This window comes from Marinobacter flavimaris, from assembly GCF_002933295.1.
In the GTDB taxonomy this organism is placed as follows: Bacteria; Pseudomonadota; Gammaproteobacteria; order Pseudomonadales; family Oleiphilaceae; genus Marinobacter; species Marinobacter flavimaris.
Genome location: NZ_PSSW01000002.1, coordinates 44,932 through 63,042, shown reverse-complemented (window position 1 = coordinate 63,042; position 18,111 = coordinate 44,932). Strand labels below are relative to the sequence as shown.

The following is an 18,111-nucleotide window of genomic DNA, read 5'->3' as shown; positions in this document are numbered from 1 at the left end:
CGCCAATGCCTGAAAAAAGCAGTCCCAATGCCCTGCCGGCTGCCTACCGGCTTGGGCTTGCCTTGTCTCTGGCTCTTTTCCTACACACGCTCCTGCTTTCAGGCATCTCCTCGCCCAAGGAAGAACCAACGGTCACGCACAGGGAGAGTGTAAGGTTTGAGCTGGTAGCCCCGGGCACTCTTAGAACGGTTGCCGACCCGTCAGCTGACCTCAGTCCTCGTCGGGATGCACCACGGGTAACGCCGTTTGAGATTGATCCTCCTGAGCCGGAACCCCTCTCCAAACCGGAGGTTGTGACATCCCGCGAGCCGCAAACCCCCGCCCCGACAAAGGCAACAAATACCAGCGTCCCCCGGAGCGAAGCCGCACAGTCAAGCGCCAGCTCTGCTGCCGGAGAAGAACCCGAACAGCTCCCTGAAAAAACGGAGGAGAGCATTACGAGGGTTACGGAGTCACCGGGCGAGCTCGACCCCTATGTGGTCAAACTGGCCGTCCATCTGGCCCATCAACTTGAAGAACTGAGAGTGCCGGCCATGAGGAGCCTCACTGACACGGTCGCTATGGAAGTCGAACTGCAGTTGCTTGGAAATGGCGCCCTGACCCGGGCAAGGGTTCTGAAATCAACAGGAATCAAGCCAATCGATGAAGCTGCATATCGGGCTGCGCTGGCGGCTAGCCCCTACCCTCAGCCACCGAAGGATAGCGGGAGCGCGAACCGCTTCGAGGTGGAACTGTTGTTCACCCCGAAACGGCTCTGAGCGGCAGTGATCAGGCTTCTGCCTGCTTCGCCGCCTCTTTGACAAGTTTGGCCAGCTCACCGCTCTCGGACATTTCGAGAACAATGTCACATCCGCCAACGAGCTCACCATTGATGTACAGCTGGGGATACGTGGGCCAGCTGGAGTAAACCTTCAGGGCTTCACGAAGCTCCTGGTTATCCAGAATATTGACGAAGGCAAAGCGTTCGCCGCAGGCCATTACCGCCTGTACGGTTTTGGCCGAGAAGCCACACTGGGGTGCCTGTGGGCTGCCCTTCATGTACAGGATGATCGGATTCTCTTCAAGCTGGCTCTTAATGGTTTCATTGATATCCATGAACATTCACCTCTGTTGGAACAGTCTTGCCACACGGCAATTTTCTTGACGCTATTGTACACGGGTGCCGAACACCTCACCAAACACCTTGATTTGACCTCGAGCAACACCGGCAGTTCCAGCCCGGCCACAGCGTTGTCATACCTGCTCCGAAGGGCTAGACTTGATGCCCCATTTTTTCAGCCAACGTTCAGGCAATCCCGCCAGCAGCGGGGTTCGGTGAGATAAGGGCCATTGCATGGCGGCACGACATTTTCTGACATTGAATGACATGACAACCAACGAGCTGGAAAGCCTGGTTGATCATGCCACAGCATTGCGCAACGAGTGGCGGCAAGGGAAGGTTCGGGACTCCCTCAAGAACCGTGTCCTTGCGATGATCTTCGAAAAATCATCAACGCGAACCCGGGTTTCTTTTGAAGCCGGCATGACCCAGCTCGGCGGCTCCGCAATGTTCCTGTCGCCACGGGATACCCAGCTTGGCCGGGGCGAGCCGATAGAAGACTCGGCTATCGTTATCTCCAGCATGGTTGATGCGGTGATGATCCGCACCTTTGCCCATGAAACCGTGGAGCGCTTCGCGGCTGCATCACGGGTGCCGGTGATCAATGCGCTGACCGATGACTTTCACCCATGCCAATTGCTGGCCGATATGCAAACATTCCGGGAACACCGCGGCAGTATTCGCGGCGCTACCGTTGCCTGGATCGGCGATGGCAACAACATGTGCCACTCCTACATCAATGCCGCCGCACAGTTCGATTTCAACCTGAACATCGCCTGTCCTGAGGGCTACGAGCCGGCAGAATCAATGCTCAAGGGCCACGAAGACCGGGTCAAGGTGTTCCGGGAGCCGGCCGAGGCGGCCCGAAACGCCCAGCTCCTGGTGACCGACGTCTGGGCTTCCATGGGCCAGGAAGACGAGCAGAAAGCCCGTGAAAGGGCGTTCAGTGGCTATCAGATCAATCCCGGGCTGCTCTCTGTGGCCGATAAGGATGTGCTGTTCATGCATTGCCTCCCGGCTCACCGTGGTGAGGAAATATCGGCGGACATGATGGAGCATCCTGCCTCCGTGGTCTGGGACGAGGCCGAGAACCGCCTGCACGCCCAGAAGGCACTGCTCGAATTTCTCATCCTGAACCGGCTGGACTGATTCCATGAGCACAACCGCACAATCTCCGGCAGACTGGCTGCTCGAGGTCAATAACCTGTCCTGCGGCTACGGCGGGGATTCTGTGGTCAAGGATGTCAGCTTTGCCCTGAGCCATGGCGACATCGGCTGCCTGCTTGGCCCGAGCGGCTGCGGCAAAAGTACCATACTGCGCGCCCTCGCCGGTTTTCTTCCACTGAGTGGTGGCGAGATTTCGCTGCAGTCCCAGGCCATCAGCCTGCCCGGACGCACCCTGCCCCCGGAAAAGCGTCGGATCGGCATGGTGTTCCAGGATTACGCCCTGTTTCCGCACCTGACTATCGCTGACAACGTGGGGTTCGGTCTGCGGAATCTGAACAAGGCAGAGAAACGGCAGAAGGTCATGGAACTACTGAATGTCGTGCATCTGCAGGATCTGGCCGACAACTATCCCCATGAACTGTCTGGCGGCCAGCAGCAGCGCGTTGCCCTGGCCCGCGCCCTGGCACCCGAGCCCACGCTGATTTTGCTGGATGAGCCGTTTTCCAATCTGGACGCGGATCTGCGCCGTCGGCTGAGCCTGGATGTTCGCGAAATCCTGAAGACGCTCGGCATCAGCGCCATTCTGGTTACCCACGACCAGCAGGAAGCCTTCGCCATGTGCGATCAGGTCGCTGTGTTGCGGGACGGCAGGATCCAGCAGTGGGACGTGCCCTACAACCTCTACCATGAACCGGCAAATCGTTTCGTTGCCAGCTTCGTGGGTCAGGGCGGATTCGTCCCCGGCACCGCCCTGGGGCCGGATACTATTGAATCCGAGCTCGGCGTGATCCACGGCAACCGGGCCTACAAATGGGAACCCGGCACCCTGGTAGACGTTCTGATCCGGCCCGATGACATCGTTCATGACCCCGACTCGGATCTGCAGCCCAAGGTGGTTGAGAAAACCTTTGCCGGCACTTCCACGCTCTACCGTTTCCGGTGTTCCGAAGACACAGAGTTCGAAGCCCTGTTCCGCAGTCACCTGGATTTCAACCTGGGTGAGCATGTGCCGGTGCGTGTCGAGGCGGATCACCTGATTGCCTTCGAACGCACCAGCTGATTGAGAGATTCAGTTGTTGCAGACGCGCTCGACAGCATCCAGCCAGCCAGCGTAGAGAGATTCTCGCAAAGCCGGGCGCATTTCCGGATGGAACTGCCGCTCGCATTCCCAGAGCGCGGAGATCTGCTCAAGGTTGTCAAAAATACCTGTCTGTAGTCCCGCAAGGTAGGCAGCTCCGAGAGCGGTTGTCTCTGTAACCCGGGGCCGGTCAACGGTGACATTCAGTATGTCGGCCAGGAACTTCATCACCCAGTCGTTCACCACCATACCGCCATCCACGCGCAGCGATTCAAGTCGGGCGCCGTCGTTCTGGATCGCCCGCACCAGGTCCTTGGTCTGATAGCAGACCGACTGCAGGCCGGCGGTAACGATCTCGCCAATGCCCGTATCCCGCGTCAGGCCCATGATGGCGCCGCGAGCATGAGGATCCCAATGAGGGGCTCCCAGGCCGGTAAACGCCGGAACCAGGTAAACCGGATTGTCGACTCCGACCGCCTCCGCATGGGCGGAAGATTCATTGGCGTGGGCAATCAGCTTGAGCCCGTCCCTCAACCACTGCATGGCAGCACCGGCAACAAAAATACTTCCTTCTACCGCGTAACAGGGCTTGCCGTTTAGCCGATAGGCCATGGTGGTCAGCAACCGATTTTCGGACCGAACGGCCTTATCGCCCGTATTGAGCATGAGAAAACAGCCGGTGCCGTAAGTGCTCTTGGCCATGCCCGGGTAAAAGCAGGCCTGCCCCACGAGAGCCGCGTGCTGATCCCCTGCAATGCCGGCAATCATAACTGGCGCGCCCAACCACTGTACTTCGGCGGTGCCATAGTCTGCGGCGCTATCGAGTACTTCCGGCAGCAAGGCCCGCGGCACGCGAAACAGGGCCAGAAGATCGTCGTCCCAGTCCTGCTTGTGAATATTGAAAAGAGCCGTTCTCGAGGCATTGGTGGCATCGGTGCAGTGGGATTTTCCGTTCGTCAGGTTCCAGAGCAGCCAACTGTCCACCGTTCCAAAAGCCAGTGCACCGGATTCGGCCCGGGCGCGGGCGCCCTCCACGTTATCGAGAATCCAGGCTATCTTGGTGGCCGAAAAGTAGGGATCAATTAGCAGCCCGGTTCGTTCAACAACCGTGTCCTCATGGCCGTCTGATTTCAGCTTGGTACACCAGGACGCGGTTCGACGGTCCTGCCAGACAATAGCGTGGTAGATCGGCTCGCCGGTTGCCCGGTCCCAAATCACCGTGGTTTCCCGCTGATTGGTGATACCAATACCCGCCAGCTCCGAGGCGTCGATACCCGCTTTGTCGAGCGCGCCGCGACACACCGCCAGAGTGCTGTCCCAGATTTCCCGAGCATCGTGCTCCACCCAGCCATCTTTCGGGAAATACTGGTGAAATTCCTGCTGATCGGTTGCAACGCTGTTGCCCGTTTGATCAAAAACAATAGCACGGGAACTGGTTGTGCCCTGGTCGATGGCAAGCAGATAACGGGTCATGGACGGCCTCCTTTTGTTTCCCGGAATTCTAACAGCAGAGCAGACGGGAAAGGGTGACCGATATGGAATTTGGGAGCAGGCATAAAAAAAGGGCCGGAAAACCGGCCCTCAAATGACGAATGAAACAAGGAAAGTTCGTAAGAACTACAACCTCAAAAGTCATCCCTTACGCTTTGCAGTATTGACCGGCCCGCCAAAAACTTCAGTAGTGCTTGTGTAGCTGCTTTGTTACATCAGGTGAGGCGATGGGGTCTGGCTCACACAATGGAGTCCACCGGTTTTTTTCTGGGCCAGACCAGGCTGAATTTTGCACCGCCAAGCGTGTCGCTCCTGCTGACGAAGGCGTGCCCTCCGTGCCAGTAGAGAATCCGGCGAACAATAGACAAACCCAGGCCGTAGCCGCCGGAGGTTCGGGTACGGCTGTCGTCCAGTCGGGCAAACGCAGTAAACACTTTCTCCCAGTCTTCCTCTGGAATGCCGGGGCCATCGTCTTCAACGTCAACGCGACAGTTGTCCTCATCGAAATGACAGCTGACCAGCACCTTGCCAGCCGCGTAGCGTCCTGCGTTGCCTACCAGATTCTGGATCGCCCGATGCAGGTAGCGAGGCTCAATATCCGACAGCGCCCAACGTTCCGAGACCTCATCAATGTTGCCTTCGATACTCAGCTCGGGCCGGACCATCTGCTGCTCAGAGACCACCTGGCGGACAATGTCGGTTACCGAGGTTTCCTGCAGCGAGAAAACCGGGCCGCCCTGCTCCAGCCGCGCATAGGTCAGGATCTCATCAATCAGCTCGTCCAGTTCCTGGATATCGCCATCAATACCGTCCAGTTGCCTTTGCAGGGCAGACTCGTCCTGGCAGTCCTCGATCATTTGGACGCCAAAGCGGATACGGGCCACGGGAGTGCGCAATTCGTGCGAAACCGCGTGAATCATTTCCCGCTGCACCTGCACCAGGCGCTGTATGTGTTCGGCCATACCGTTGAATGACGAGGCCAGGCGGGTTACCAGCGTTCCCTCGCCCGCCTGGACCCGGGCGCTCATTTCTCCACGTGCGATTCGAACCGCTACCGACTCAACGGTTCTGAGATTACTGTCCACTTCCCGGAGCGCGAGGAAAACGGCAACGGCCAAAACCCCGCCAAGCACCAGGACCAGCAGCAGGACAACCGGCCAGGCCCAGGGATCAAACCCCGCGGGCATGTCAATCCGGTACAACTCACCGTCGGATAGCTGAACGATCACCCGTCCGCAACCGTCTGATTCGTCGGTGTAGAAGGCAAGGCCCCGCTCGGCGACCTGGTCCAGAACGTCAGAGTCCGGCAGCAGGTCGGCGTCGTCCAGGGTCTGCACTTCGACATTGAGAGAACGGGCCATTTGCGAGGCAACATTGAGACGGTCATCCGCAGAGGCTGAATCAAGATGCCACCGGAAAATCAACCCAATGGTTTCTGACACATCCCGGTAGGGCTCGTTCAGACGCAGCTGCAGGATTTCTCCGCTCAGTCCGGTTACCAGAACCCGATACCCTACGTCACTGTCGATGCCAACCACCTGGCCGTAGCCAAGTCGCTCCAGAGCCACCGGTGACAGGTTGAAACGGGAAGCAGCCCCCATGCGAAGATCAACCGCCGAACTCAGCCAGTGGTATTGCTGTAATGGTGCCGGGGCCGCAGCCAGCCAGCGCATCAGTGGCTCGGGGAAGCGTTCATGCCAGAATTGGGAGCGCACCGAGTTGATCCCGGTGAACAGCAGGACACATAAAAAAACAACCAGCGCGGTCAGGCCGGCAAGGCGGGCATAAAGCTTGAGGAAGAACTTCAGGGGCATGGTACCAACCCTGGCATGGAACACCGGTATGCGGGCGAATGGCACACCGGCTCCAGAGACTGAATCGTCAGGCTTCCTTTACGAACAGGTAGCCTTTACTACGAACGGTCTTGATGCGTCGCGGATGGATGGGGTCATCGCCAATCTTGGGTCGAATCCGGGAAACGCGAACATCAATGGATCGATCCTGACCATCATATTCAATACCACGCAAGGCGGTGAAGATTTCTTCCCGGCTAAGCACGCGGCCCGCGTTGCTGGCGAGCAACCAGAGCAAATCAAATTCGGCGCTGGTCAGATCGATGCTTTCTTCACTCAGCCAGGCCTCCCGCATGGAGCGGTCGACAACCAGATCATTGAACTGGAGGCGCACCGGTTCTTCGCCCCCTGCCTCGTCCGCCGACCCCGAGCCGGTTTCGGTCACCCGACGCAGCATCGCGCGAATACGCGCCAGCAGCACCCGGGGTTTGACCGGTTTGCCAATATAGTCATCGGCACCCATTTCCAGACCCAGGACCTGGTCCAGATCGTCGGTTCGGGCAGTCAACATGATGATCGGACCGGAAAAGAAGGGGCGCACCCGACGGCAAATGGAGAGCCCATCCTCGCCAGGCAACATGAGATCCAGAACCACCAGATCCGGCTGCTCGTTACGGATCCGCTCTACCGCGGCACCACCATGAGTTTCCAGGGAGACGGTCAACCCGTTGCTTTCAAGGTATTCGCGGGTTAACTCCGCCAACCGCTCGTCGTCCTCGACAATCAGAATTCGCCAACTTTCGTTTGTCTGTTCCACGCCATCCATCTCTGGTTTTGTTATTCCGGTTTCAGGTCATTCTGTGTACCTGACGATACAGGCAACCTGCTGTAACGGCAATTATACATGCTATTCAGAAATATACATGGAACTACTGCTTCGTTACACCCTGTGACAGAGCTCCCGTAACCTCCAATCGGACCCCGATGTCACAGACACGTCACCTGGTGGTCACCGATGTGTCATACCGGCTTCATAGGCTTGTCGGGAAATGGAAACAAAAGAGACGACGCCATGACCACACAAACCGCGAAAGCCCGCCGCAGCGCCCGTCGCCTGAAAACCGACATGACCCGGTGACCCAGACAGGTCGAAGCAGCCCAGCGACTGCGTTACCGGGTGTTTTCGGAAGAGTATGGCAGCGACCTGGGCGCACAGACGCCAGGCATCGACGCCGACGAGTTCGACACCGTGTGTGACCACCTGGTCGTAACCGACCTGGATTCCGGCGAGCTGGTAGCGACCACGCGAATCCTGCATCAGGCAGACACGGCAGCCGTTGGCGGCTTTTATTCGGCCGGGGAGTTCGACCTGAGCGCCCTGGAGAGACTCCCTGGCACCATAGCCGAGCTGGGGCGCACTTGTGTTCACCCGGATTATCGCAATGGCGCGACCATCAGCCTGCTCTGGTCGGCAGTGGCCGAATATCTGGTTGAGCGCGGTGTTGACTACATGATTGGCTGCGCGAGCATCGGCATGTCTGACGGAGGCCTGAAAGCCTGGCGCATCGCCCGCCACCTCCAGAACGAGTACCTGGCCGATCCGGCCTTTCTGGTAAAGCCACTTCGCGCGATGCCGCATCTGACCCACACCCGGGACAGCGATCGACCGGTGGACGTTCCTGCGCTGATCCGAGCCTACATGCGTCTTGGTGCCCGTGTCTGCGGTGAGCCCTGCTGGGATCCGGATTTTCGCTGTGCCGACCTGTTGGTTGTGCTGGAGGTCAGCAAACTGGCCGGCCGCTACAGCCGGCACTTCATGCGCTCGGCATCCTGAAGACGGGAGTCTGTGAGATGAGCTGGCTGAGACTCTGCGTTCGGATCACTGCCTTTATGGCTTTTCTGGCAGCCACCACGATGCTGGCCGCCGGTTTGAGGGTCAGTGAAGTGGTTACCCGCAAAGCCATCGATCGGACACCCTGGGCCAGATTCTGTTTCCGGTGGGCCTGCCGGTGCCTGGGACTGCGTATACACCAGCATGGCTCACCCTCAGACGATACCGTTCTGTTCGTCAGCAACCACATCAGTTGGTCAGATATTCCGATTCTGGGGAGCCTGGCACCGATCCGGTTCCTGTCGAAAGCCGAGGTTGGCCAATGGCCGGTCATAGGCTGGCTGGCACGACAGGCCGGCACGCTTTTCATCCGGCGGGGAGGCGGTCAGGCCCGCCGCGTTCGGGACCAGATTATTGAGAACTTGCAGGCTGAAGAGAATGTCCTGGTCTACCCGGAAGGAACCACCAGCGCAGGTCTGACGGTATTGCCGTTCCATGGCCTGTTGCTCAAGGCCGCTCCAGAGAGCAGAACGCCGGTACAGCCGATCACCATTGCCTATCGCCGGGAAGGCCGACCCGACCATCTGGCTCCCTTCATTGAGGATGATGAGTTCCACCACCATTTGTTGCGGATGCTAGCCCAGCCTTCTGCCCGGGTCGACGTAGTCTTCCACGAACCTTTACACCCGTCGGAAAAGATACCGGCCGGAGAGTTCGCCGCCAGCCTGAGAGAGACCGTTCTGGAAGGACTGACCCGAATATACCGTGGTGAATACGACAGACCGGCAACCGAGTGCCTCAGAACAGGGGACGACCCTGGGCTACCTCATCTTCCGTCGCTTCACGGCGGCCAACGATCTCCAGATCAAAGTACAGGGTAAAGCCCGCCAATGGGTGATTGGCGTCCACCTTAACCAGGTTGCCATCAATCCCGACAACCTGCACGATCTGCGCTTCATCGCCCGTGTTGGTCTGGAACTTCATGCCAATCTGCAGGTTCTCGATGCCTTCGAACAGTGAACGTGGCACCTTGCGCACCAGCTCGGGCTTGTGCTCACCGTACGCCATGGCCGGCGGCACCGTTACCTCCAGGCAATCGCCCACGTTGCGGTCTTTCACCGCCTGTTGGATCCCTTCAATAATCTCGGGACTGCCATAGACGAAGTGCAGGGGCTCACTGCCTTCGGAAGTATCAACCAGCTCGCCGATCTTGTTCTTCAAAACATAGTGAACGGTAAAAACGTCGGGTCTTGCTTGTGAAGCTGTCATCAGGTTTTCGAGTTTCCTGTATCCGGTGGTGTTTCGAGCTGTTGCAGGCCATGAATAACCAGTCGCTGATCCAGCTTGTCCCGCAATCCTGAAGGGTTACTCAGGCCCATGCGCTCAAGCAGGGACCCGTAACGGCCTTCGTCATCCCGGGCCCGGAGGGCCTGTAACAGAGTCGACAGTTTACCACGGCGAGTGGCCGTTGCGGCCTTGAGCCCCTTAAGGGCTTTCCCCAACGTCAGCTCCTCATCGGTAAAGTCCCTGCCAAACGGGAACGGAGGGAACAGGCTGGCATCTCCCGCAGCCGCAACGGCACGACGGATGGCTTGCGGGGTATTGTTACACCAGTCGGCAGGCAGCTTGAACGCAGGATCCACCTTGCCCGCCTTCTGGGCTTTTTTCAGAAGCTCCTGCTGGAACCGGGAGTCGGCAATGCGGATCAGCCTCAGGAAGACCTGCTCGTCGGACTGCCCTCTCAGATCGGCAATCCCGTACTCGGTAATGACTATGTCCCGCAGATGGCGGGGTATGGTGCAATGACCATAATTGAACACGATATTGGACAGTACCTTGCCCTGGGATGACCGGGTGCTGCGCAGCGACAGGATCGAACGTGCGCCCGGCAGCTCGTGAGCCATGGCAACGAAGTTGTACTGGCCACCGACGCCACTGACCACACGACCATCTTCAAGACCATCCGATACGCCAGCACCGTTGAGGGTGTACATCATAGCCGAATTGATGAACCGGCCATGAACGCGCTGCGCCGCTTTCAGCTTCTGGTCTCCGAACCGGTGGTCATACAGGTGGTTGATGAAGTTCACGCTGGTCATGCAGATTTTTGCACGCTGCTCGTCGGTCATTTCCCTGAGGTACTGGTAAAACTGCTCGGGACCAACGTAAAAACCGCCGTGCATGGCGATACCGCCAGTCAGCCGTTCCCCGAGGATGAGGGTTTGGATGGCCTGCCGGGCCTCCGGATTGTCCAGATCACCCTCGACCGACTGATCACCAATACGTAAACGGCCGCCCTTGAACTCGACAGCTTCTTTAAAGATGCCGTGCTGGACCAGCCAATGAACATCCTTTGCCCGCAACGGGCTATCAATAAGCTTTTCGCGCCGCAGGACATCGAGGGTTGCGAGAGACACTTCGCTGGGAATATCACCGCGATTGATCAATGTCTGCAGACCGGCGTGATCGTATACCTCGCGGGTAAGGATGCCTTCCTGCATCAGGTACAGGAAACCATCCACCATCATTTCACTACAGCCATAAAGCCCCTCCTCGAAGGGGCCGGTGCCACCGTCCTCGCGAACGACGGGGAAATGCTGATCAACCTGGAGATGGTCAAACACCTGCCGCCAGGCCTTATTGTGACTGTGTCTGAGAATGGCACTGTGGACCAGGGCCGCGCCCAGTGAGCCGATGCCAACCTGGAGCGTACCGCCGTCCTTCAGGAGGGTACTGGCGTAGAATCCGATCAGGTGGTCTTCCGGGCTGACCGACATCTGGGGCGCTGAGAACAGCGGATAGTCTCCCGAAGGCTGATCAAGCAAGACATCGAACCGGTCTGCTTCAATCGCCGCATGATGGCCAAACCAGGGAAGGTTCTGGTTCATCTCGGCCACCAGCGCCACCGGCGTGCCAGCCGCCTCGCGCTCACGGAGCAGGGGAATCAGGTCCAGCGTCAGATCCGGGTTGCAGCTCAGACTGACCTGGCCGGGCTGCCCATGGGCCTCGCCCGGCGACACCATCTGGGCGACGACATTGACACCCACCGCCATCAGATCGCGAACGGCATGAGTATAGTTGGTACACACGTAATGCCGCTGCTGGGAACGATTGTTCAGATAACTGCCGGCTTTGAAGAAAAACTCCGAGACCTGAACATTCTCAGGAAGACGGTTTGCCGATACATCCTTGGCATAGGCCAGTTCAGGAATCCGGCCATAGAGGCGCTCAACAAAAGGCCCCATGAAACGCTTTTCCAGCGAGGAGCCGCCCTTTGGCGCCAGCAGCGACAGTGCCGTAACAATGTGCAGGCTGATTTCCGGATCGTCTTTCGCCCGCTGGTATAGCGCATTAACAAAGCGAACCGGTTTTCCGAGCCCGAGCGGCAAACCGAGAGTAATCTCCTTGCCAACCCGGCGAATCACCTCGTCAACACAGGCGTTCACATCATTTGATAACTGCCCTCTATCACCCGCCATTACCAAGCTCCTTATTGGCTAATCAGCATGTTAACGGAGATGATCACACGAGCATCGGGCACAGACAATGCGCCAGATCATGATTCTGGGGTTTGATGATACTGCCGGGTGCGGGGAATTGCGGGGTTCAGAAGTTCCACTTCAGGTTCAGGCAGGCACCCTCGTTCAGGAGCGCAATGCCATGGTCGGCCTGGGCCGGATCTGACGCATAATGCTTGCCGGAGTGCTTCGAACGGGTGAAGGTAAGGCTCAGCAGGCGGGAACCGATTTCGGCAAACGCATCGGAACTGTCCTCGTCAAAATCACCGGAAACCCGTTCCTGGATTTCGAAAATCTGCTCGCTGGCTGTCTTGCTTTCGACCTGTTCGAAGACGCGCTCGGATGCTTCGGCGCGAACGACGAAAGCAACAAGATTGAGAGCGAGTAACGCAACAAAGATTCGAATAATCATGACACTGCCTGAGACCTTTTTTCCGACACGGGAGTCTACGGATACCTTAGGCTTAAGTCTAATGATTAAGAGCCGGAAAAATGTGAATCTGCACACAAAGACGCCGACTTTTTGTCACGGCATCAGCATCTTTTTGTCAATTTATGATCCCCGATATTTCAGACTGTAACAGCACCCCCGGCCAGCGCCTCTCAGCCGGGGGTTCAAGCCAACCAAGCCGGCGGGCTCAGGGGCAGGGGTAGGTGAATTCCTGATGAATGGCCTCTATCGCTTCCAGTACCTCGGGGCTCAGGGTGACCTTTGCGGACCCTATGTTTTCCCGCAGCTGCTCCATGGATGTTGCTCCGATGATATTGCTGGTCACAAAGCTACGGCTGTTCACGTAAGCCAGCGCCATCTGGACCGGAGACAATCCGTTCTGCCGAGCCAGCTCAACATAGGCCTGGGTGGCATCCATGCCACGACTGCCGGTGTAGCGACTGAAACGCTCATACAGGGTCATTCTGGCTTTTTCAGGCCACTTGCCGCCCAGATATTTGCCGGAGAGCATGCCAAAAGCCAGCGGTGAGTAGGCGAGCAAACCGGCCTGTTCCCGGTGGGCAATTTCCGCCATCCCCACCTCAAATGAACGATTCAGGAGGTTGTAGGGATTCTGGATACTGGCCACTCTCGGCCAGCCTTTCTCGCCGGACAGACGAAGGTACTCCATGGTGCCCCAGGGCGTCTCATTGGACAGTCCGATGTGCCGGACCTTCCCGGACCGAACCAGATCATTCAGCGCTTCGAGTGTTTCCTCGATCGGCGTGAAAGATTCTTCCGGGTTGTGCTCGTAACCGAGCTTGCCGAAAAAGTTCGTGCTGCGATCCGGCCAGTGCACCTGGTACAGATCAATGTAGTCGGTCTGCAGGCGTTTCAGGTTGGCGTCGCAGGCTTCCATAATATGATCCCGGGTCAGGCGCGGACCATTACGCAGGTACTTCAGTCCGTTGCCCGGTCCCGCCACTTTCGACGCAATTACCAGTTCGTTGCGGTTGCCCCTGCTTGCAAGCCAGTTTCCCAGGTAGGTCTCGGTCAGCCCCTGGGTTTCCGCCCGGGGCGGCACAGGGTACATCTCTGCGGCATCAATAAAGTTGATACCCTCGGCGACTGCGTAATCCAGCTGTTCAAATGCTTCCTTTTCGGTGTTCTGCTCCCCCCAGGTCATGGTGCCCAGGCAAATCAGGGTAACGTCGAGATCGGTCTTTCCAAGCTTTCGCGTTTGCATATCGTCTCCGATTCGGTTCGGTTAACGGGTAAAGGGAATGTCACGGGAGTGTCGCATAACTGTCATGCCGGCTTTTCATAGTAGGGGCATGTCAAAGGAAGCACAGGAAACACCGTGACCGAGACCATGCAGGCCAACCGGCGCTCACAACACATTACCATTGTTTCGGAGACTTTTCCGCCGGAAATCAATGGCGTGGCAAACACGCTCAGGCAGCTTTGCCAGGGGCTGATGCAACGTGGGCACCGGGTAACGGTTATACGGCCGCGACAGCAGCATGAGCGCAAAGGCCACTTTGCCAGTGCTGGCGAGGCACTCTTCTCCCGTGAACATGTGGTGACCGGATTGCCGCTACCCGGGTACGCCGACCTGCGCTTTGGCCTCGCCCGAACCGGCCATCTGAAAAAGCTCCTGACCACTGACCGCCCCGATGCCGTCTACGTTGCCACTCAGGGCCCGTTGGGCGTTGCGGCGACCACAGCCGCAAGGCAGATAGGGATTCCGGTCAGCTCGGGCTTCCACACAAATTTTCACAGTTACAGCCGTTATTATGGCGTCGGCATGCTGGAGAGGCTGCTGTGCCTCTACGGTCGATGGTTCCACAACCGCACGGCCATCACCCTGGTGCCGACTCGAAAAATGCAGCAGACAACCCGCGCCATGGGTATTCCGGCGACCGGCCTCTGGAGTCGGGGCGTGGACTGTCATCGCTTTACTCCCCACAAGCGAGACAGCGCACTGCGGGAATCCTGGGGCTTACAGGCCAATGACCGCGCCATTCTGTATGTCGGCCGGCTTGCACCGGAAAAGAACCTTCGGATGGCGGTTGCCTGCTTCGAACGTATTCGCGGCCTTCACCCCCAGGCCAGGTTCATACTGGTTGGCGACGGCCCGCTACGGCGCCAGCTGGCTGAACGCCACCCCGATTACGTGTTCTGCGGCACCCGCCGGGGCGACGACCTGGCACGCCATTTCGCCTCAGGCGACCTCTTCCTGTTTCCGAGCAAAACCGACACCTTCGGCAACGTGGTGCTGGAGGCAATGGCCAGCGGACTGGGCGTCGTCAGCTTTGACGACGCCGCCGCAGCCGAACACATACGCCACGAAGAAAACGGCATGAAGGTGCCTCTGGACGAGGATGAAGCATACGTCGACAGCGCTCTCCGCCTGGCCGATCAACCAACCTTGCTGAACCGGATCAGGGCCCAGGCAAGGCTGGACGCTCTGGAACAGAACTGGAACTCGCAGATCGAACAATTTGAACAACTGGTTTTCAACCAAACCGCAAAGGCCGGATACCATGCCATCAACAAGCAAAGCATCTCGCTTCTTTGAACTGGCAGACCAGCGGGAAGTCGCTTTCTGCCAGTCTATTAACCGCGCTGTTCAGTTCCGGCCCGCCCTCGGGTATTTCCGACTGGTCAGCCGACTCAGCGACGGCTGGTTCTGGTACGCACTGATTCTGTTCATCCCCTTTCTCCGACCGGAATCCGGGCCAGGGCTGGCACTGCTTATGGCGTTGACCGGCCTCACCTGCACCCTCAGTTACAAGTTACTGAAGCGCTGGCTCATCCGTGAACGTCCATTTATATCCTTTCCCGCCATCAACTGCGGCACACCGCCCCTGGACCGCTACAGCTTCCCGTCCGGCCACACGCTGCACGCTGCCTGCTTTCAGGTCATGCTGACCGTGGCGGAACCGGCGCTGGCTCTCATCGTGCTTCCGTTTACGTTGAGTGTGGCGGCATCGAGGGTGGTGCTCGGCCTGCACTACCCCAGCGATGTCGCTGCCGGCGCCCTGATCGGTGGCCTGATGGGTTACGCGGCCATGAGCTGGCTGCACTTCTAATCGAACAGACGCAACTGGGTAACCGGCGCATCATCATTGCGGAAACGCACACCAAGACCCAGCAGCCGCACCGGCCGCTCCCGGTTAGTGACCAGCTCAGCCAGCAGTGGCAGATAATCATCCAGAGCCGGCTCTTTGACCTGCTCACGAACCCGCTCAAGGGTATGGGTTGAAAAATCACTGTAGCGGATCTTGATGAAGAGTTTGTGGATCGGTTTTCGGCGGGCCTTGCGCGACAGGCGAAGGTTGAGATCCGCAACCAGTGAGGCCATGACGGTCTGGCAGGCGGCCATATCTGGCAAATCCTGGGAAAACGTTCGTTCCACGCTTACCGACTTGGCAATCCGCGATACCACCACCGCCCGCTCATCCCGGCCGTGGGCCATCTCGTGGAGTCGATAGCCCTGCTTGCCGAACCGATCAATCAATACATCGGGCCCGAGCGCCTGCATGTCGCCGCAGGTCTTGACCCCCAGAGCATGCAGTTTCGAGGCGGTCACCTGCCCCACTCCGAACAGTTTTTCGACAGGCAACGCCTGCACGAAACTCCCAACGTCCTCAGGGCGAATCACGAACAGCCCGTCCGGCTTTTCCCAGTCACTGGCAATCTTTGCGAGAAATTTATTGGGCGCCACGCCGGCGGAAATAGTGATACCGACTTCCTGGCGCACCCTCTCCCGAAGGTGGCGAGCCATAAGCGTGGCACTGCCCTTGTGATCGGTCACATCGGAGACGTCCAGAAAGGCCTCGTCCAGAGAGAGCGGTTCCACCAGGTCTGTCAGTTCCCGCAGGATAGCCATCACCTGCTGTGAGACCGCCCGATACCGGCCCATATCTGTTGGCACCGTCACCAGCCCCGGGCAGAGCCGTCGCGCTTCGCTGCCGGGCATCGCCGACCGCACACCGTACGCCCGGGCCTTGTAATTGCAGGTAGTCACCACGCCCCGACCGCCATCGCCACCCACCGCCAGCGGCACATCCCGTAGGCTGGGATCGTCCCGCATCTCCACGGCCGCGTAGAAGCAGTCACAATCCACATGGATGATCTTGCGTTGTGGCATAATCAGAGGGCTCGCGTCGACTTTCTGTACATTTATACAGCCTTGTATCTTAAGCTAACATGCAGAGAATGTCAGGAACCCCAACAACCGGCGCATCAACCATTGCGAGGCCATCATGAGCAACCCGATTCCTGAAGCAGAACGCACCGAAATTGAAGCCGCAGCCTTCCGTAAACTGGTCAGGCATTTGCGCGAAAACACCGACGTTCAGAATATCGACTTGATGAACCTGGCGGGCTTCTGCCGCAACTGTCTGTCCAAGTGGTACCTGGCAGAGGCGAATGAGCGTGGTTTCGAGATTTCAGATCCCCAGGCCCGTGAAGAAATCTACGGAATGCCGTACGAGGACTGGAAGGCGCTCTATCAGACAGGCCCCAAGCAGGAACACAAATAATGAGCGTCAACGATGCCGTAAGGATTCACCTGGCATCCCTTGACGCTGGCCACGCCAGTTTCAAAGATTCCCTGGCCCTGATTGAACAGCACTTCGAGTACCAGCCCTGCGGCTTCCGCAATGGCCCGCTGGTAAACGCAGAAGGCGAGAATGCCGGCTCCTGCCGGATCTTTGGTCTGGGCCAGTACTGCAATCTGAGCGAAGTGGACACGCTCAAGCTGTTTGCCGAGCACTACCAGCAGGTTCTGGACGATCCGACCGGCGAGAGCCATGGCAACATCCGCCAGTTTATCAGTACAGGATGGTCAGGCATCCGCTTCGAAGGCGTGCCACTGCGGCAGCGCCCGAACCCAACCGACAACATGACCAGGGAAGAGACTCCTTCATGAGCGATACCGCCACCTCCGGGGTAAAACAGGGTTTTCAGCTAAAAAGCGCCAGCGTGTCCATGACAGCCCTGGAGCTCTATTATTTTGACGACAGCGAATTTGAAGAAGTACTGCGAGACAAGATCAGCCAGGCACCCGGGTTCTTCAAGGATATTCCGCTGATCATCAGCCTTGAGAAATACCAGGGACTGGACAGTGAACTGGATTTTTTCAAGATGATCGGCACCTGCCGGCGTAACCACATCCATGTGATTGGCGTTCGCGGTGGCACCGACGACCAGCGCCGCCTGGCCCGGGGCGCCGCACTGGCGCTGCTGCCGGGTAACGGCCAGCGGGATCGCACCCATGAAGCCGAACAGGCGGCCGCGGACGAAGCGGAAGCGGCAGTTGTTGCAGCCTCGACAAGCGCTGCTGGTGACCCACCTCCGGCCAAAATCATCTCCCAGCCGGTCCGCTCCGGCCAACAGATCCACGCACCGGAAGGTGACCTGGTTATCCTGGCGCCGGTGCAGGCCGGAGCCGAAGTGCTCGCGGCGGGCAACATCCATGTTTACGGCCCGCTTCGGGGCCGGGCACTGGCCGGCATCCATGGCGCAGAATCCGCACGGGTTTTCTGTCAATCCCTGGAAGCGGAGCTTGTGTCCATCGCGGGACACTATAAAATCTCCGAAGATCTTCAGGACAATGGCTGGAAAAGCGCTGTGCAAATCCAGCTCAGGGACGACCTGCTGGTGGTAACGCCACTGGACAAGGCCTGATTTTGGA

19 protein-coding genes are annotated in these 18,111 nt (G+C 58.4%); 10 read left to right on the top strand and 9 right to left on the bottom strand.

Annotation, left to right across the window (positions count from 1 at the left end; all coding sequences use genetic code 11):
- Window positions 1-5: 5 nt before the first annotated feature.
- A complete protein-coding gene (locus MDHKLMBL_RS03920) occupies window positions 6-758 on the top strand; it encodes an energy transducer TonB family protein (RefSeq protein ID WP_008176259.1) in 753 nt (250 codons plus the stop codon).
- Window positions 759-768: 10 nt separating this feature from the next.
- Here MDHKLMBL_RS03920 and grxD read toward each other — a convergent pair whose 3' ends face one another.
- Complete coding sequence (gene grxD, locus MDHKLMBL_RS03915; RefSeq protein ID WP_008176261.1) at window positions 769-1,095, bottom strand: Grx4 family monothiol glutaredoxin; 327 nt, start codon at window positions 1,093-1,095, stop codon at window positions 769-771.
- A 238-nt stretch (window positions 1,096-1,333) separates the two neighbouring features.
- Here grxD and argF point away from each other — a divergent pair, with 238 nt between their 5' ends.
- Complete coding sequence (gene argF, locus MDHKLMBL_RS03910) at window positions 1,334-2,248, top strand: ornithine carbamoyltransferase (protein ID WP_008176263.1); 915 nt, start codon at window positions 1,334-1,336, stop codon at window positions 2,246-2,248.
- Window positions 2,249-2,252: 4 nt separating this feature from the next.
- Window positions 2,253-3,326: an ABC transporter ATP-binding protein gene (locus MDHKLMBL_RS03905; protein ID WP_008176266.1), complete on the top strand. Its 1,074-nt coding sequence runs from the start codon at window positions 2,253-2,255 to the stop codon at window positions 3,324-3,326.
- Between the two features lie 9 nt (window positions 3,327-3,335).
- On the opposite strand, the gene glpK is transcribed toward MDHKLMBL_RS03905, so the two are convergent.
- The 3 genes from glpK to MDHKLMBL_RS03890 all read right to left on the bottom strand — a co-directional run bounded on the left by glpK (window position 3,336) and on the right by MDHKLMBL_RS03890 (window position 7,454).
- Window positions 3,336-4,817 carry a glycerol kinase GlpK gene (glpK, locus tag MDHKLMBL_RS03900; RefSeq protein WP_008176268.1) on the bottom strand — a complete coding sequence of 494 codons (1,482 nt, stop codon included), beginning with the start codon at window positions 4,815-4,817 and terminating at the stop codon, window positions 3,336-3,338.
- 257 nt (window positions 4,818-5,074) lie between these two features.
- Window positions 5,075-6,694: an ATP-binding protein gene (locus MDHKLMBL_RS03895; protein ID WP_227507729.1), complete on the bottom strand. Its 1,620-nt coding sequence runs from the start codon at window positions 6,692-6,694 to the stop codon at window positions 5,075-5,077.
- A 22-nt stretch (window positions 6,695-6,716) separates the two neighbouring features.
- Window positions 6,717-7,454, bottom strand: coding sequence for a response regulator (locus MDHKLMBL_RS03890; protein WP_014576254.1), 738 nt, complete (start codon window positions 7,452-7,454; stop codon window positions 6,717-6,719).
- A gap of 339 nt (window positions 7,455-7,793) precedes the next feature.
- Here MDHKLMBL_RS03890 and MDHKLMBL_RS03885 point away from each other — a divergent pair, with 339 nt between their 5' ends.
- Together MDHKLMBL_RS03885 and MDHKLMBL_RS03880 are read left to right on the top strand one after the other, a co-directional pair.
- Window positions 7,794-8,462 carry a GNAT family N-acetyltransferase gene (locus MDHKLMBL_RS03885; protein WP_482805319.1) on the top strand — a complete coding sequence of 223 codons (669 nt, stop codon included), beginning with the start codon at window positions 7,794-7,796 and terminating at the stop codon, window positions 8,460-8,462.
- A gap of 17 nt (window positions 8,463-8,479) precedes the next feature.
- Window positions 8,480-9,340 carry a lysophospholipid acyltransferase family protein gene (locus tag MDHKLMBL_RS03880; protein ID WP_075267665.1) on the top strand — a complete coding sequence of 287 codons (861 nt, stop codon included), beginning with the start codon at window positions 8,480-8,482 and terminating at the stop codon, window positions 9,338-9,340.
- Here MDHKLMBL_RS03880 and MDHKLMBL_RS03875 read toward each other — a convergent pair.
- The 4 genes from MDHKLMBL_RS03875 to MDHKLMBL_RS03860 form a co-directional block, all read right to left on the bottom strand.
- The gene (locus tag MDHKLMBL_RS03875; protein WP_008176279.1) at window positions 9,258-9,728 is read right to left on the bottom strand and encodes an FKBP-type peptidyl-prolyl cis-trans isomerase; all 471 of its coding nucleotides are present in this window, start codon (window positions 9,726-9,728) and stop codon (window positions 9,258-9,260) included. The genes MDHKLMBL_RS03880 and MDHKLMBL_RS03875 overlap by 83 nt on opposite strands.
- Entirely contained in the window at window positions 9,728-11,938 is a 2,211-nt protein-coding gene (locus MDHKLMBL_RS03870) for an acetyl-CoA hydrolase/transferase C-terminal domain-containing protein (RefSeq protein WP_104270168.1), read from the bottom strand. Before MDHKLMBL_RS03870 ends, MDHKLMBL_RS03875 begins: the two co-directional genes overlap by 1 nt.
- A gap of 127 nt (window positions 11,939-12,065) precedes the next feature.
- Window positions 12,066-12,389 carry a hypothetical protein gene (locus MDHKLMBL_RS03865; protein ID WP_008176283.1) on the bottom strand — a complete coding sequence of 108 codons (324 nt, stop codon included), beginning with the start codon at window positions 12,387-12,389 and terminating at the stop codon, window positions 12,066-12,068.
- Between the two features lie 226 nt (window positions 12,390-12,615).
- Window positions 12,616-13,653, bottom strand: coding sequence for an NADP(H)-dependent aldo-keto reductase (locus tag MDHKLMBL_RS03860; RefSeq protein WP_104270167.1), 1,038 nt, complete (start codon window positions 13,651-13,653; stop codon window positions 12,616-12,618).
- 126 nt (window positions 13,654-13,779) lie between these two features.
- On the opposite strand from MDHKLMBL_RS03860, the gene MDHKLMBL_RS03855 reads away from it, so the two are divergent.
- Both MDHKLMBL_RS03855 and MDHKLMBL_RS03850 read left to right on the top strand, forming a co-directional pair.
- A complete protein-coding gene (locus tag MDHKLMBL_RS03855; protein WP_008176287.1) occupies window positions 13,780-14,988 on the top strand; it encodes a glycosyltransferase family 4 protein in 1,209 nt (402 codons plus the stop codon).
- Entirely contained in the window at window positions 14,954-15,502 is a 549-nt protein-coding gene (locus tag MDHKLMBL_RS03850; protein ID WP_104270166.1) for a phosphatase PAP2 family protein, read from the top strand. The genes MDHKLMBL_RS03855 and MDHKLMBL_RS03850 overlap by 35 nt, the downstream gene beginning before the upstream one ends.
- Here the strand turns inward: MDHKLMBL_RS03850 and dinB are convergent.
- Window positions 15,499-16,563 carry a DNA polymerase IV gene (gene dinB, locus MDHKLMBL_RS03845; RefSeq protein WP_092030294.1) on the bottom strand — a complete coding sequence of 355 codons (1,065 nt, stop codon included), beginning with the start codon at window positions 16,561-16,563 and terminating at the stop codon, window positions 15,499-15,501. The two genes, MDHKLMBL_RS03850 and dinB, sit on opposite strands and share 4 nt — an antisense overlap.
- 115 nt (window positions 16,564-16,678) lie before the next feature.
- Between dinB and MDHKLMBL_RS03840 the strand changes: the two genes are divergently transcribed.
- The 3 genes from MDHKLMBL_RS03840 to minC are packed head-to-tail and all read left to right on the top strand — an operon-like array spanning window position 16,679 to window position 18,104.
- Window positions 16,679-16,957 (top strand): DUF1244 domain-containing protein, encoded by a 279-nt coding sequence (locus tag MDHKLMBL_RS03840; RefSeq protein WP_014576245.1) that lies wholly within the window; start codon window positions 16,679-16,681, stop codon window positions 16,955-16,957.
- The gene (locus MDHKLMBL_RS03835; protein WP_014576244.1) at window positions 16,957-17,346 is read left to right on the top strand and encodes a HopJ type III effector protein; all 390 of its coding nucleotides are present in this window, start codon (window positions 16,957-16,959) and stop codon (window positions 17,344-17,346) included. Before MDHKLMBL_RS03840 ends, MDHKLMBL_RS03835 begins: the two co-directional genes overlap by 1 nt.
- Window positions 17,343-18,104, top strand: a complete 762-nt coding sequence (gene minC / locus MDHKLMBL_RS03830) for a septum site-determining protein MinC (RefSeq protein ID WP_008176297.1) — start codon at window positions 17,343-17,345, stop codon at window positions 18,102-18,104. The genes MDHKLMBL_RS03835 and minC overlap by 4 nt, the downstream gene beginning before the upstream one ends.
- The last annotated feature ends 7 nt before the right edge of the window (window positions 18,105-18,111 follow it).